A 15,859-nucleotide genomic window follows, 5' to 3' on the forward strand; every position below is an offset into this window, starting at 1 on the left:
TTTCCTAATTCTATTAGGAGAGAGCGATGAATAATAGGATGGATTATCAAAGGGAGCTTGAGCGAATACGCGAACATTTCGGTTATGATTTCATGGCGCTTGCTCTGGTTGAACCGGCCGAATATCAATACGTAATTAAATGGAAAAATGCAGCCGGTAATTTAAATGATCGCTTTAAGCGAATTGTACTGCAATCCGGAAAGGGCATAGCAGGAGTCGTGTTCAAAACTGGGAAATCCGTTTTCATTCCATCTGTTCATCAATATGTGGGGGCAGACAACCTGTTTAACTACCCGATCGTTCAATCCGAGAAGCTCAAGAGTCTCGGGGCTGTTCCCCTATGGAATGATGCTCGCGTCGCGGGCGTACTGCTTGGTGGATTTCGGGAAGAACTGCTGATGACCGCAGCCATGATGCGTGATTTGGAAGCTTTGGCGCATAGGGGATTTGGAGAGTTGAACGGGAAGGAAGTGATGTAATTGACATTATCTGTAGGGACTGGCTCTTTGAATGCGCTAATGGTGAAGTTGTTTGAGAACAGTACAGAAGCCATTTTCTTTTTTGATGGGCAAGGGAACACCCTAGCTATGAACCCGGCAGCGGAGGAGATTGTGAGCGATGACGTCCTCATTCAACTCTATGAAGGGAAGGAAAAAGCTTTGTGTGGAACATGCAGGGGCTATACAAGCGAAACGGAGCCCCGTACCTGCCTTGATTGTTATTTCAATATGCCAGAATCCAAGGATTTCGCTTCTTTTCAGGTTTATCTGGAAACAAAGAGCAACGGAATGATCCCCTATGCCGCTTCTTTTCACACCATTGATTCTGAACATGGAACAAGGGTGTTGATGTTGAGGGACTTGACTCCGCAATTTCAGACGCAGGAAAAATTGTATCAAAACAAAATGATGAAGCATGTCATTGAAGCGCAGGAAAATGAGCGTAAACGGCTTTCCAGGGAACTGCACGACAGCGTCGCCCAGGAATTGATGAGTGCGGTTGTTGAGCTGCGGGTGTTAAAATACATGACGAATGATGAACAGCTCATCAAAAACATGAAGCAGACTGAAGCATCCATGACGCGATTGCTGGATGATATCCGCAACCTGTCTGTGGAACTACGCCCCGCCACACTTGATGATTTTGGGCTTGAAGCGGCATTTCGTTCCCACTTTAAGAGGGTTGAACAAAGCTTTGGTCTTGTCGTTGAATTTGTGTCGGATCTTCCCCAAAAGCGATATGGAAGTGAAAAGGAAACGGTCATTTACCGTGTCTGCCAGGAGGCTGTTCTCAATGCCTTGAAGTATGCCCAGGTAGATATGGTTAAAGTTTCTTTGTCTGAGCACGATCATACGCTTCGTTTGACTGTAGAGGACGATGGGGTTGGCTTTGAAAAGGGGAGCAATCCTATTGGAACGGGACTTGGTTTATATGGCATGCAGGAGAGAGCAGAACTGGTAGGTGGAAGTTTTGGCGTTCTTTCAAATGTTGGTCAAGGAACCAAAGTATTTTTAAAAATTCCGATTGGACATGAGGAGGAGTAAAGACGTGATCAAAATTGTGTTAGCGGATGACCATGCAATTGTACGGAGCGGATTTTCCATGATTTTGAACTTCCAATCGGATATGGAGGTTGTTGGAACGGCTGCAGACGGCATTGAAGCGTATACAATGGTAGCTAAATATCGTCCAGATATTCTGATCATGGACCTCAGCATGCCCCCAGGCGAGAGTGGATTGATCGCCACAGGCAAGATTAAAGAAGACCACCCTGATACTAAAATTCTGATTCTGACCATGCATGATGATGAAGAATATCTTTTTCATATTTTAAAGAATGGTGCTTCAGGGTATGTTTTGAAAAATGCTCCAGATGAGGAGCTATTACTTGCCATACGAACCATTCATGGGGGGGGGACTTATATCCATCCTAAAATGGCTACTTCTCTCGTTCGTGAGTTCATCAAAAAAGATACAACGTCACAATCAGAAGATCCTTATGAGATCCTGTCCAAGCGGGAACTGGAGATTCTGCCTCTGGTCGCAAAAGGTTACGGTAACAAGGAAGTTGCGGAAAAGCTGTTCATCTCTGTCAAGACGGTGGAAGCGAACAAAGCGAAGATCATGGAAAAATTGAATTTAAGAAGCCGGCCTGAACTGGTCCAATATGCATTAAAGAAAAAAATGCTGGATTTTTAGCCGATGAATGGAGGAAATCCGCGTGCTGGAAAATGAGAAATTGCGCTTTTCCAAACCTGCCATGCGTATTCTTGAAAATGAGCATCGATATCTAACCTATCTGATGGATGAATGGCATGCCATTGTATTGTGGTTTGAGCAGCACAGAATACTAGATTTGGAAGAAGGCCGCAAGCAACTGGAAAAACTGAGAATGCAGATTATCGACTTTAGGGTACCCCTCAAGAAACATACCGAAAAGGAAGAAGAACACTTCTTTTCTATGCTAGGAACCTACATTGGTTTTGAGCAGGGACCGCTCGTCGGTATACAGGAGGAGCACCGTGAAATAGAGGGCTATATCGATCATTTTCTTCATCAGACGGAGGGCGATTTGAGTTTGCTCACGCTTGATGACATTCAGGAGGCAGCCAAGAACGCGGGAGAGGCCTTTGAAGTGCTGACTGTACATTTTATAAAAGAAGAAACTGTACTTTTTCCTATGGCAGAGCAACAGATCAATCGGAATGATCTAACCAAGTTATGTGACAAATTAAATACACTTATCTCTTAAAAAGACCAAGTCGCTTCTTATAGAAGCGGCTTTTTATATTTTCAGGGAGTCCCCTGTCAGGTAAAGGGGAGTCCCCTATATTCGAACAGATCAACTAGCGGCTACAATGGGGACATAAATTCAAATCAATAATTCGACAGAAAAAACGTTGAAAAGGTGAGTTAAATGATCAGAAAAATGCAGTTGCCGCTACAAACATTGAACTTGATTCTTGGATTCATGGTATGGGTTATCATTTCTTCTCTTATGCCGTTCATTACGGAGGATATTGCTATTCCACCCGGAAAATTGGCCATGGTTACGGCGATTCCGGTCGTGCTTGGATCGATTCTGCGCATTCCGCTTGGTTATTATGCCAACATCGTTGGAGCAAGAATCGTTTTTCTCGTTAGCTTTATTTTGCTTTTGTTTCCCGTCTACTACATTAGTGAAGCTTCTACGATGACGGATTTAATTATCGGTGGCTTGTTCCTTGGGATTGGAGGAGCTGTGTTCTCGGTTGGGGTGACTTCGCTACCGAAGTATTATCCAAAGGAAAAACATGGGTTTGTAAATGGAATGTATGGTATAGGGAATTTGGGAACAGCCGTCACTACCTTCTCGGCCCCTATTGTGGCTACACAAATTGGCTGGGCCCTTACAGTGAAGCTGTATCTCATTCTGCTGCTTGTTTTTATCGTTTTGAATTTCTTCTTAGGGGATCGTCATGAAGCTAAAGTAAAGACGCCTATTATGGAACAGATCAAAGGGGTTTACAAAAATGAAAAGCTTTGGTTTTTCTCGCTCTTTTATTTTATTACTTTTGGCTCATTTGTAGCGTTCACGGTGTACTTGCCGAATTTCCTGGTATCGAATTTTGAGCTGGCTAAAGTGGATGCAGGGATGCGTACAGCAGGCTTTATTGCGATTGCCACATTCTTCCGTCCCATCGGTGGCTGGCTGGCGGATCGGTTTCAGCCCCTGTTCCTGCTGGTAGGCACGTTCACAGTTTATACGGTCGCTGCGATTCTTTTGGCTTTTTCACCAGGGATTACCCTGTATACAGTAGGCTGCTTGGCGATCGCTGTAAGTGCTGGAGTGGGGAACGGTGTCATTTTCAAGCTAGTTCCATTTTATTTTAATAAACAAGCAGGTATAGTTAACGGAATTGTATCCATGATGGGCGGTCTCGGTGGCTTTTTCCCTCCGATCCTGTTATCGACGATTCATGCCGCTACTGGCCAATATTCCATTGGATTCATGCTCCTCTCCCAAGTGGCGCTGGCTAGCCTGATCCTCGTCATATGGCTGTATTATCAAGGGACACAATCTAATGAATGAACGTTATTCCAGACAGATCTTATTTAGACCCATTGGTGGCGAAGGGCAGCGTAATCTATCCGCTGCTGTCGTCACCATTATCGGTTGCGGGGCACTGGGTTCCGCCATCGCCGAAACACTGGTAAGAGCGGGCGTTGGGGAGCTTCATCTTGTTGACAGGGATTACGTAGAGATGTCGAATCTGCAACGTCAGCAGCTGTTCACGGAGCAGGACGCCGCGGAAATGCAGCCCAAGGTTATGGCAGCCGAAAAAAGGCTGAAAGCCATACGAGAAGACGTGCGCTTGCACACATATCTCGATAATTTAGATGCTGAGCTTGTTCTAGAACTTGCCAGCAAGAGTATATTACTGATGGATGCTACGGACAATTTCGAAACTCGTCTGCTGATCAACGATGCTGCACTGAAGATAGGAATTCCATGGATTTACGGAGCCTGTGTTGGAAGCACAGGCGTTGTTTTTCCATTCGTGCCGGGAGAGTCTGCTTGTTTACGCTGCCTTCTGCCATCGTTGCCTGCGATCAATCAGACCTGCGATACGGCTGGAATCATCTCACCCGCAGTCCAGGTGACAGCTGCCCTCCAATGTGCAGAAGCCATGAAGTGGCTGAGCGACAGACGTGATAAGATGCGCCGCAAGGTTCATCTATTTGATCTATGGGAGAATACGCAGATGGACATAGGGATTTCCCGCATCCGTAACCAAGATTGTCCAACCTGTGGAGAGCATCCTACGTTTCCTGCACTGACAGCATCACGTCGCTCGGCGTATGCGGCTCTGTGCGGACGGAACGTGGTCCAGGTTCTTCCAGACCCACAACGTCCGATCACGCTCGATGATGCAGAGAAAATGGGCAGGCTTATAGCAGATCGTGTAAAAAGAACCCCTTATTTCGTTGAATTTTATGCTTTTAAGCATCGAATGATTTTATTCAAAAACGGAAGGCTTCTCATACACGGTGTACGGAGTGTTGCCAACGGTCAAAAACTATATCATCAGCTGTTCGGTTAAATGAGATGTAGATACAAAAAGCAGAAACATTTAAAAGAGTCTGTCACCGGAGAGTGGCTTGTCCGGTGGCTGGAAGGTGGAAAAGATGAGTGTATTTGAAATCGTAACGGAGCCCATTATCCCGCAGGCTTATGCGGATTATGTCCTAAGGCCGGAAGCAGGAGCGGTGACTATTTTTACAGGGCACGTACGAGAATGGACTCAAGGCGTACGGACCTTATACCTTGCTTATGAGGCCTATGTCCCCATGGCCCAAAAAAAACTCACAGAGATTGGTCGCGAAATCGAACAGAAATGGGAAGGGACGCGAGTGGCAATCGCGCACCGCATTGGCGAGCTTAAAATCGGTGATATCGCCGTTGTCATTGCCGTTTCTTCACCTCACCGTTCGGATGCGTATGAAGCAAATGAATACGCGATCGAACGAATTAAAGAAATAGTTCCTATTTGGAAACGAGAGATTTGGGAAGATGGAACGCAGTGGGTCGGAGGTCAAAAGAAAAAGCCGGGGGAGATCAGTCATGATTAAGCTGTACTACTTTGCGGGACTCCGTGAGGTGACGGGAAAAACAGAAGAATTGGCAGATTTGGCGGGCCAAACGGTAGGCGATTTATCCAATTGGATAACAGATCAATATCCAGATATGCCAATCCAGTCTGTACGAATTGCGATAAACGAAGAGTATGCGTTGTCTACGGATGTATTACAGGATGGAGACATTGCAGCCTTCATTCCCCCAGTCAGCGGCGGCTAATGATAACGATGCTAAACAACTAGAAAGGAGGGGGCGTATGAATTTTCATCCACTGAAAGACAAGTTGCAGCGGCCCAGTCGTGACCTGCGTATATCGGTTACAGACCGCTGCAATTTCCGCTGTTCCTATTGCATGCCTAAAGAAATTTTCGGTGACGATTACGCCTTTCTTCCCCAAAATGAATGTCTGTCGTTTGAAGAGATTCACCGGCTGACGAAGCTCTTTGTATCCCTGGGCGTAAAAAAGATCCGACTCACGGGCGGTGAACCATTAATGCGCAGGAATCTATCCGACCTGGTCTCCCAAATCCTGTCCATTGACGGAGTGGAAGATGTCGGCTTGACCACCAACGGTGTGCTGCTAGGACAGCAGGCTAAGCCTCTCTATGACGCGGGGCTACGACGGCTTAATGTCAGTCTGGACGCTCTGGACCCCGAGCTATTTGGACGGTTGAATGGCCGGGGGATTAAGCCTGATGTTATTTTGAAGCAGATCGAATATGCAAGAGAAATTGGCTTTGAAATCAAGATCAATATGGTAGTTCAAAAAGGCGTTAATGACTCGGAGATTTTGCCGATGGCTGCTTATTTTAAGGAGCAGGGAATAACCCTTCGCTTTATCGAGTTTATGGATGTAGGAAATGACAACGGATGGAGCTTCAAAAAGGTACTAACCAAAAAAGAAATCGTTGAACGACTTAAGAATGCGTACGAGCTGGAGCCGATGGATCGGGATTACTTTGGAGAAGTGGCAAAGCGTTATCGTTATAAAGACAGCGACGCACAGATTGGTTTTATTACTTCGGTTTCTGAATCGTTTTGTTCGTCTTGTACACGTGCCCGCTTATCGTGCGATGGCAAGTTTTATACATGTTTGTTTGCTTCAGGCGGATTTGATTTACGCCAGATGCTTCGCAACGGGGCGAATGACCAGGAATTGCTCGATGTGATTACTTCAGTATGGGAACAACGCACAGATCGGTATTCCGATGAACGTACGGAGCAGACAGCCAACAACAAAAAAAAGATTAACATGTCCTACATTGGTGGATGACATTTTATACCATAATAATGTGCTGTATTTGATGTGGTTGCTCCGGAAAAGAAAGCGCAAACATTTTTGTTGGCAAAACTTAAATTCGATGTTATTATGATTTTGGGATTGTTACTGAAAAGGCAAAACCCGAGGCATGGAATTAGATTTCCATGTGTTGGGTTTTGCCTTTTCTTTTTAGAATACAAGCTTTACGATATCCTGCATGATATGAATATCTGCCCAGCAATAACGCAGAAAGGTGAGTGATATAAAGCCTTACAAGTGCTGAACAACAAAGATGATGACGTCGACCAACGAATCGACATCCGAAAAATGATGTCATGGGAAGTGGTTAACCGACTATATCCATTTTCAGAACGGAATATCAGATCGGTTTGGGAGCACTCAAGATCAATGATGGAAAACGTAAGGCTTTTGTCTCTTATTATGAATGCGTTTTCATAACATAAAGTTGTAAATCAATACATTTGAATTTGATTTACGACGAAGATTTGATCGGCTATTACCGTCTTGTGACCTATCTGAAATTTCGCCCAGCATCTAAATCCTTTTTTAAATTTGATGGGATAAGGGGGGCAGTTAGATGATCATAACGAAGATATTTAATAACAACGCCATAATAGCCAAAGATCAAAAAAGAGATGAATTTGTTGTTATGGGTCGTGGTATTGCATTCAAAAAGAGTACAGGCGAACAAGTAGAAGAGCATCTAATTGAAAAGGTCTTTGTGCTTAAACATAAAGATGCTTCAGAGAAATTCAAGTTATTGTTAGAGGATGTTCCATCAGAATATGTTTCGTTATGCTATGACATCATTGAATATGGAAAAAGCATATTAGAAGCACAATTGAGCGATTATATATATGTTTCGCTTACGGATCACATGAACAATGCATTTAAAATGTTTGATGAAGGGTTTAAAAATGCAAATCCGTTAATTTGGGAGATTAAAAAATTTTATCCCAAAGAATTTGCGGTTGGCTTAAAAGCACTGGAGTTTATTGAAGAAGAAACAGACAAACGATTGTCAGAAGATGAAGCAGGTAATATTGCTCTTCATTTAATCAACGCTCAAGTAAACGGCTCCTACAACAAGGTAGCAGACGTTGCTCAGCAAACTCAAAAAATACACGACATCTTGAATATTATTAAATACTCTTATAATACCACCATAGATGAACACTCGATCAGTTATGAGCGATTTATTACACATTTAAGATTCTTCTTTCAGCGATTAAATAAAAAAGAAAAAGTAGAACTGGAAGACGATTTTTTGTGGAGGCAAGTGAAAGCAAAGTACAAAAAGGCCTATGGGTGCATGCTGAAGATTGAGAAATACTTGGATACGGTATTGTCAGATGAGGAGAAGCTGTATATAACGATTCATATTCAGCGTGTGACCCAAAGACAAAATTGAATAACCCTTGGATTGTTACTGGTAATGCAGGCGAAACCAACCTAGATCGAATTTGATCTATTTGGTTTCGCCTTTTTTTATAAATACAAATAAAGGGGAAGTTACAATGAAGTATGAGACATTAGCAAAAGACATCATCAGAAATGTCGGCGGCAAAGAAAATGTGAATAGTCTAACTCATTGTATTACACGCTTGCGCTTCAAACTAAAAGATGAAAGTAAAGCCAATACAGAGGTTTTGAAAAATATGGATGGTGTTGTCACTGTGGTAAAGAGTGGCGGGCAATACCAGGTTGTTATAGGTAACCATGTACCTGAGGTTTATGCTGATGTTACTGCTGTAGGCGGTTTTCAGACAGGAGATTCAGAAGAAGCCTCAGGTGAAAAAATGAGTTTGTTCAATAGATTCATTGATACCATTTCAGGTGTATTTACACCCACGCTGGGTGTCTTAAGTGCCACGGGTATGATTAAGGGCTTCACTGCCTTATTTGTAGCTTTGGGCTGGCTTGCCACTACATCGGGTACCTATCAAATTCTCAATGCTTTAGGTGATTGTTTGTTCTACTTCTTTCCTATTTTCCTGGGGTATACGTCAGCTAAAAAGTTCAATGCCAACATTTTTATAGGTATGGCTATAGGTGCATCACTTGTATATCCGACATTTAGCACGATAACAGCTTCGGGGAAACCACTATACACTCTATTTAGCGGGACTATATTTGAGTCACCGGTATATATCACTTTCTTAGGTATTCCGGTCATTCTGATGAGTTATGCGTCAACCGTTCTTCCAATTATCATATCCACCTATGTAGGCTCAAAAATAGAAAACTTCTTTAAAAAGGTAATCCCTAGCGTCGTGAGAACATTTTTGGTTCCGTTTTTCACATTGTTAGTTATTGTACCCTTAGCATTGATTGTGATTGGACCTCTCTCGACTTGGGCAGGTCAACTGCTTGGGGCAGCAACCCTCTTTGTGTATAACTTAAGTCCAATTATTGAAGGCATAATCATGGGCGCTTTCTGGCAAGTGTTTGTTATCTTTGGATTACACTGGGGACTTGTTCCTATCGCTATGAACAACTTAGCAGTGCTTAAATTCGATCCGATTCTTGCGGCTACGCTGGGGGCTTCCTTTGCTCAGACAGGCGTCGTACTGGCGATTTTGTTTAAAACCAAAAATGTAAAACTGAGATCACTTTCCATTCCAGCTGTCATCTCCGGGATTTTTGGTGTGACAGAACCAGCGATTTACGGGATTACATTACCACGTAAGAAACCATTTATTTTAAGCTGTATAGCATCTGCAGTAGGCGGCGGTATTATAGGAATGATGGGAACTAAAGGCTACATCATTGGTGGATTGGGTATTTTCGCTATCCCGAGCTATATCAGTCCGGCAGGAATAGACAATGGATTTTATGGGGCTGTTATCGGTATCCTGGTAAGCTTTGTATTAGGTTTCTTGCTTATGTTCTTTGGCGGATTTAAAGATGATGAAGTGAAAGAAGCAAAAAAGGAAGACAGCACACCAGGTGCAGCCAAAGGAGAAGTTTTAGTAAAACAAGAGACGGTGATGAGTCCATTAAAAGGTGAAGTGAAGTCTTTATCTGAAGTAACAGATGAAGCCTTTTCGACAGGTGCTCTGGGTAAAGGGATTGCCATTGAACCTTCTGAAGGTAAGGTCGTTTCACCTGTAGATGGTGTATTAACATCATTATTTTCGTCAGGTCATGCGATTGGAATTACAAGTGACCACGGTGTTGAGGTCCTCATCCATGTAGGCAAAGATACGGTCAAATTAAAAGGCAAACATTTTTATCCTAAAGTAAAACAGGGAGATGCTGTTAAAAAAGGCCAGCTGCTTATGGAGTTTGATATGGAAGCTATAAAAGAGGCTGGTTATGTTTTGACCACACCTGTTATCGTTGCCAATACTACGAATTACCTGGATGTCATTGAAACAGAGAAGAAGGCGATTGAGTATCAAGAGGATTTATTGACCGTCGTAGTCTGATCTTAATTAAATGTTGAGGAGGAATTAAACAATGAAAAATACAACTAAATTGGAATTTCCACAAGGATTTTTATGGGGAGGTGCAACGGCTGCCAACCAATTTGAAGGTGGATATAATGAAGAAGGTAAAGGCTTAAGCACTGCTGATGTGATTACGGCTGGAACGCATACGACTTCCCGAAGAATTACACCTATACTGGAAGAAGGGGTGAACTATCCGAGTCACGAAGCTATTGAATTTTTCCACCGCTATCAAGAGGATATCCGCTTATTTGCGGAAATGGGATTCAAGGTCTTTAGAATGTCCATTGCGTGGTCAAGAATATTTCCTAACGGAGATGATGCAGAGCCAAATGAGCAAGGCTTGCAGTTCTATGATCGTGTATTCGCAGAATTGAAAAAGTATAACATTGAGCCTTTGGTTACGATCTCACATTATGAAGCACCGTTTCATTTGACCCAAAAATATAATGGCTGGTCAGATCGCAGAGTCGTAGATTTTTATGTGAGATATTGTGAAGTGCTTTTTAATAGATACAAAGATGTCGTAAAATACTGGTTAACTTTTAATGAAATCAATATTTTAACCTTGTCATTTGGCGCGTTCATGGCTGGAGCTATGATGCCGGAGGGGAATGGAGAGCTTGCCCATGCTACAGTGAAGGATGAGCAGGTTCTGTATCAGGCGTTGCATCATCAATTTATTGCCAGTGCAAAGGCTGTAAAGCTGGGTCATGAAATCAACAAGGACTTTAAAATCGGTTGTATGATTGCTTATATGTGTTCCTACCCACTTACATGTCATCCTGATGATATTCTACTGGCCCAACAAAAGGATAACTTAAGCAATTTCCTATGCTCAGATGTTCAAGTAAGAGGAGCTTATCCGGGATTTGCCAAACGCTATTTTAGAGATCATAACATTCAGATCAAAATGCAAGAAGAGGATGAGGACATCTTAAAAGAAGGCTGCGTAGATTTCTATACCTTCAGCTATTATTCCTCTACTTGTGTCAGTGCCGATCCTAACCAGGAGAAGGTGGGAGGGAACTTATCTATGGGCTTAAAGAATCCTCATTTGAAAGCAAGTGCCTGGGATTGGCAGATCGATCCACAGGGATTGAGATGGTCCCTCAATAACATTTATAACCGATATGAAATCCCGTTAATGGTTGTTGAAAATGGCCTTGGCGCCGTAGATACAGTGGAAGAAGACGGCTCCATTCACGATGATTATCGAATTGATTATTTGAAGCAACACATTGAGCAAATGAAAGAAGCCATTGCGGATGGAGTACATTTAATAGGTTATACGCCTTGGGGATGTATTGATCTAGTAAGTGCGGGAACCGGTGAAATGAAAAAGCGTTATGGGTTTATATACGTCGATAAGGATAATGAAGGCAAAGGGACACTTGCTAGATCCAGAAAGAAGAGCTTTTATTGGTATAAGAATGTGATCGAAACCAATGGAGAGCAGCTGGATTAATTTTAGTGCCTGTTTCATAAAAGTCATACCGTCAGCGCGTGCCCATTTTAATCGGTACGCGCTGCTTGAATTTACATTATGAAACGAAAATAATACCTTAAATGTGAGGTGGCCGGCTACATTAAGGAAATTTCAGAGCAGACAAACTTGCATGAATAACTTGGAGTGGATACATGTATGAATTTGAATGGGTTGAATGAACAGAGTTACACAGAACTAGAGGATTATTGGGTGCGTGTATTTCTTAATGTAGTACAAGATCAGGATAAGGAGAACTGGGTGATTCCTTATTACAACACCTCCTTTTCTAATGGTCAGAAAATCATGGATATGAACCCCATTTTTTCGGCTAAGTCAGAAATAAGTCATAAATCCATCAGAATCATTCATGAAACGGTTAATGAAGAGGATGACGTTCACCAATGGTTAGATACGAATGGGAAAAACGAATTGGTTATTATTTGTTCCTTATCACAGCAACATGTGCAAAGAGTAAAGGGGATCATTGAACGCTGGATTTATGAATGAGAGTCATTATCCATAATCGAAACTTTTCCGATATAATAGGGAAGAGAAGCTATAGAACAGATACTACCTCAGAGAGGTGATTCACAATGACCGTTGATATTCTCCGACGTAATAATGTAAAAGTAATAGGCACAGGCAGCCAGACAATTGTGTTTGCTCACGGCTTTGGATGCGACCAGGATATGTGGCGTTATATCGTCCCTAGCTTTATCGACAACTACCAAATCGTCTTGTTTGATTACGTAGGTTCCGGAGATTCTCAAATAAAGTATTATGACTCGAAAAAATACAGTGACTTGCAAGGGTATGCCCAAGATGTGCTGGATATTATGGAAGCGTTAGACTTAAGAAATACCATATTTGTCGGACACTCCGTTAGCAGTATGATCGGAATGCTCGCCTCCATCCGCAGCCCTCAATATTTTGAACGCATTGTCATGCTCGGTCCTTCTCCACGCTATGTGAATGACCTGCCTTCTTATTATGGAGGCTTCGATAAGAGTGATATTGATGAATTACTGGATATGATGCAAATGAACTTTATTGGCTGGGCTAGTTACCTGGCACCCATTGTTATGCAGAATCCTGAACGACAGGAATTAACCGAAGAATTGGAAAAGGCATTTTGCTCAAGAGATCCTCATATTGCACGGCAATTCGCAGAGGTTACATTTTTTTCGGATTGCCGTGTCGATCTTCAGCATGCTTCGGTTCCTACACTTATTCTCCAGTGCTCAGACGATAGTATTGCTCCGATTGAGGTAGGGGATTATTTACATAGTCATCTTAAAAACAGCATGCTTCAACAGATGAGGGCAAAGGGGCATTATCCTCATTTAAGTCAACCAGGAGAAACGAGCGATTTAATCAATGAATATTTAGCCAGTGTGTAATATCGTATGAAAGGCAGTCATGCAATGGATATTCAATTAGATAAAGCTCCCTGTGGATACTTTTCAATTTCGGACACTGGGATCATTCAATCGGTAAATCAAACTTTGTTGGACATGCTTCTGTATGAACGTGATCAATTGCTCGGACGACCGATTGAAATGACAATGTCTGTTACCAACAAGCTATTTTTTCATACTTATTTTTATCCCTACATCCAGTTGTACGGGCGTGTCGATGAGATGTACTTTTCGTTTCGCACAAGTGATCGACAGGATGTGCCTGTACTACTAAACGGAGTTCGCCAGGAGCGAAATGGAGAATTTGTTATTGACTGTGTAGTGCTTGTGATGCGTAAGCGTATTGAACACGAGAAAGATATACTACAGACCAAAACCAAGCTTCAGGAATTATATCAAGCTACGAATGAAGCGAACCAGAAGCTTGAACGGTTGCACGCAGAATATGAAATCAAACAGCAGGAACTGGTACGGATCAATCTCCAGCTAGAAACGATGGCGTCAACTGACCCGTTAACCGGTCTTAGAAATCGAAGATATTTTCAAGATCAGTTACTGGCTAGCCTAGCCTCCTTTCAAGAGACTGGAATACCTTTTTCGCTGCTGCTCATTGATATTGATCATTTCAAAAGCATTAACGACACTTACGGTCATCCGGTGGGCGACCTGGTTGCTCACTAATCTGGCAGAAATACTCCAATCCATGTCACGGGACAGGGACATTGTCGCTCGATATGGGGGCGAGGAGTTCGTAATTATTCTTCCAGACAACGATCAAGAAGAAGCCATTCGTACAGCAGAAAGATACCGCTCCACGACAGCCTCGATGGATTGGGGAGAATATGCCATTACTGTGAGTATTGGTGTGGCAACGGTTACGCAAGAGGATACGGAACAAACGATTGTTCATCAAGCGGATTTGGCTCTGTATGCTTCCAAAAGTGGCGGGAGAAATCGGGTCACTCATTCAGCAAATCTTGTAAAGAGATAGATAAAGTCTTAATAAAGGGAATTAAGAGCTGACGCGCCTTAGAGCTAATTAGCCGAGCGTGTCTCTTACGGTGGGCTTTTTTATTATAAAAAGAATGAGTGATATGGAGGAATAAAAATGGGGGAAGCGTACAAGCTGGACTGTGATACCTGTACTTATACGGGGAACATATTTGTAGGATTTGGTTTTGCATATATGAGTTTGAAATCCATTGCTTCGTTTGTACAGGATGCTGCCCTTAAACGACGTATTGAGGAATTCATAGGCAACCCTTCGACGAGATATGATGCTTATAACGCTCTATATGTGTGTCCGACCTGTCAGGCTATGCGCAATGAATTGTTTATAGAGATGAAATCCGACTCATCGCAGTATAGGAGTTCTTATGCTTGTCCTAGATGTACGAGTGTCATGGAAAAGAAACACATTGAAAACAATGCTCCTCATCATTTAAGCTGCCCAGCATGTGAGAAGGGTAAATTGAAGGCAACGTTTTATATGGATTGGGATTAATAGACCCCCGAATGTCTCCACATCTTACTCCAATAGGTCTGGTCAAACCATTCAAATTCGGCTACTATTATTGATAACGATTCTCATTTGTAGCATCGGAATGAATGAAAACATTTGAGGTGGACGCTTGTGAATTCAAACTCGTTATCATTAATATATCAGCATTATTTGGAAAAAACTCCGTTTAGACAACAGAATGAGCATACGTATATGATGTTACCGGAAGCGGGTCATGGGCATATCTACCGAGTTACAACTTACAGCGGAATTGAGATTGTATATTCGCACATTCAATATCACGAGCCGTATCCGACCAATTTTTCTTCCAGAGGCCAAATGATTGAACTTCAATTTGCGCTTTCCGGTCAACGTCATGTGAATGTGGCTGGTCTGGATTATACACTCCCGATGGGGCAGGGTGCTCTTATTTTTTTACAGGATTTCAAAGCATGTTTCCATCCTCCGGTTAACGAACAATACCAATCATTTGCACTTGGCATTCCGATTTCGTTGTTTAATTATGCGGCTTCACAGTTAGCGGCTCGTCGGCAGGTAGCTATTGAATTTAATCAAATTCTTAAGGGAGCTGCATTCCATCACTTTAGTTTTGAACTGGATCACAGAAGTATAGTGATGATTGAACACTTGATCAAAGACTTGAAAAGTGTGCATAAATCGCCTTTGTTAATGGAAGCAGCGGCACTTGAGATTTTAAATCGATTTATGATTCAATTATTTGATTTAACACCTATGCCCGAAGGTTTGTGTAAAGATGATGTCAGAAAGCTGCATATGGCTCGGGAGATCCTTGAATCCAGCATGATTGATCCACCTTCGCTGATCACATTATCCCAAAAGGTTGGATTAAACGATTTTAAATTAAAAAAAGGATTCAAAGCCTGCTTTGGAACTACTGTATTTGAATATTTGCGCCAAATTCGTCTCGATTATGCGATGAAGCTGCTCCGAAGCCAAGAAAGCAATGTGACTGAAGCTGCGATGGCTGTTGGATATAGCAATGTGAGTGCATTTTCAGAGCAATTTTTCCGGGAATACGGAGTGAAGCCATCCTCCTTAAAGAAGGTATTTTAAAA

At 42.5% G+C, this 15,859-nt stretch carries 16 protein-coding genes and 1 pseudogene; all 17 read left to right on the forward strand.

Annotation, left to right across the window (positions count from 1 at the left end; translation table 11 throughout):
• Positions 1–26: 26 nt before the first annotated feature.
• The 17 genes and pseudogenes from WA407_RS13625 to WA407_RS13705 all read left to right on the forward strand — a co-directional run bounded on the left by WA407_RS13625 (position 27) and on the right by WA407_RS13705 (position 15,857).
• Complete coding sequence (locus WA407_RS13625; RefSeq protein ID WP_029515512.1) at positions 27–479, forward strand: GAF domain-containing protein; 453 nt, start codon at positions 27–29, stop codon at positions 477–479.
• Entirely contained in the window at positions 480–1,544 is a 1,065-nt protein-coding gene (locus WA407_RS13630) for a PAS domain-containing sensor histidine kinase (RefSeq protein WP_039274412.1), read from the forward strand.
• Between the two features lie 7 nt (positions 1,545–1,551).
• Positions 1,552–2,199 carry a response regulator transcription factor gene (locus WA407_RS13635; protein WP_023989699.1) on the forward strand — a complete coding sequence of 216 codons (648 nt, stop codon included), beginning with the start codon at positions 1,552–1,554 and terminating at the stop codon, positions 2,197–2,199.
• 22 nt (positions 2,200–2,221) lie between these two features.
• Positions 2,222–2,752, forward strand: a complete 531-nt coding sequence (locus WA407_RS13640; RefSeq protein WP_172828330.1) for a hemerythrin domain-containing protein — start codon at positions 2,222–2,224, stop codon at positions 2,750–2,752.
• A gap of 165 nt (positions 2,753–2,917) precedes the next feature.
• Complete coding sequence (locus tag WA407_RS13645; protein WP_013311332.1) at positions 2,918–4,072, forward strand: nitrate/nitrite transporter; 1,155 nt, start codon at positions 2,918–2,920, stop codon at positions 4,070–4,072.
• Positions 4,065–5,084 (forward strand): ThiF family adenylyltransferase, encoded by a 1,020-nt coding sequence (locus WA407_RS13650; RefSeq protein ID WP_336077572.1) that lies wholly within the window; start codon positions 4,065–4,067, stop codon positions 5,082–5,084. Before WA407_RS13645 ends, WA407_RS13650 begins: the two co-directional genes overlap by 8 nt.
• Before the next feature lie 85 nt (positions 5,085–5,169).
• Positions 5,170–5,613, forward strand: a complete 444-nt coding sequence (locus tag WA407_RS13655) for a molybdenum cofactor biosynthesis protein MoaE (RefSeq protein WP_336077573.1) — start codon at positions 5,170–5,172, stop codon at positions 5,611–5,613.
• Complete coding sequence (locus WA407_RS13660) at positions 5,606–5,839, forward strand: MoaD/ThiS family protein (RefSeq protein ID WP_069290094.1); 234 nt, start codon at positions 5,606–5,608, stop codon at positions 5,837–5,839. The genes WA407_RS13655 and WA407_RS13660 overlap by 8 nt, the downstream gene beginning before the upstream one ends.
• A gap of 37 nt (positions 5,840–5,876) precedes the next feature.
• Positions 5,877–6,893: a GTP 3',8-cyclase MoaA gene (moaA, locus tag WA407_RS13665; protein ID WP_336077574.1), complete on the forward strand. Its 1,017-nt coding sequence runs from the start codon at positions 5,877–5,879 to the stop codon at positions 6,891–6,893.
• A 586-nt stretch (positions 6,894–7,479) separates the two neighbouring features.
• Positions 7,480–8,313, forward strand: a complete 834-nt coding sequence (gene licT, locus WA407_RS13670; protein ID WP_336077575.1) for a BglG family transcription antiterminator LicT — start codon at positions 7,480–7,482, stop codon at positions 8,311–8,313.
• Positions 8,314–8,419: 106 nt separating this feature from the next.
• Complete coding sequence (locus WA407_RS13675; protein ID WP_235309082.1) at positions 8,420–10,333, forward strand: beta-glucoside-specific PTS transporter subunit IIABC; 1,914 nt, start codon at positions 8,420–8,422, stop codon at positions 10,331–10,333.
• Positions 10,334–10,364: 31 nt separating this feature from the next.
• Complete coding sequence (locus WA407_RS13680; RefSeq protein WP_336077576.1) at positions 10,365–11,822, forward strand: glycoside hydrolase family 1 protein; 1,458 nt, start codon at positions 10,365–10,367, stop codon at positions 11,820–11,822.
• Between the two features lie 177 nt (positions 11,823–11,999).
• Positions 12,000–12,350 carry a hypothetical protein gene (locus tag WA407_RS13685; RefSeq protein WP_061829637.1) on the forward strand — a complete coding sequence of 117 codons (351 nt, stop codon included), beginning with the start codon at positions 12,000–12,002 and terminating at the stop codon, positions 12,348–12,350.
• An 86-nt stretch (positions 12,351–12,436) separates the two neighbouring features.
• The gene (locus WA407_RS13690; protein WP_336077577.1) at positions 12,437–13,243 is read left to right on the forward strand and encodes an alpha/beta fold hydrolase; all 807 of its coding nucleotides are present in this window, start codon (positions 12,437–12,439) and stop codon (positions 13,241–13,243) included.
• A 24-nt stretch (positions 13,244–13,267) separates the two neighbouring features.
• Positions 13,268–14,252, forward strand: a pseudogene (locus tag WA407_RS13695) (sensor domain-containing diguanylate cyclase).
• Positions 14,253–14,369: 117 nt separating this feature from the next.
• Entirely contained in the window at positions 14,370–14,765 is a 396-nt protein-coding gene (locus tag WA407_RS13700) for a hypothetical protein (RefSeq protein ID WP_336077578.1), read from the forward strand.
• A 129-nt stretch (positions 14,766–14,894) separates the two neighbouring features.
• Positions 14,895–15,857, forward strand: coding sequence for a helix-turn-helix domain-containing protein (locus WA407_RS13705; protein WP_336077579.1), 963 nt, complete (start codon positions 14,895–14,897; stop codon positions 15,855–15,857).
• The last annotated feature ends 2 nt before the right edge of the window (positions 15,858–15,859 follow it).

This window comes from Paenibacillus sp. 203, assembly GCF_037027525.1.
Taxonomy (GTDB): domain Bacteria; phylum Bacillota; class Bacilli; order Paenibacillales; family Paenibacillaceae; genus Paenibacillus; species Paenibacillus polymyxa_B.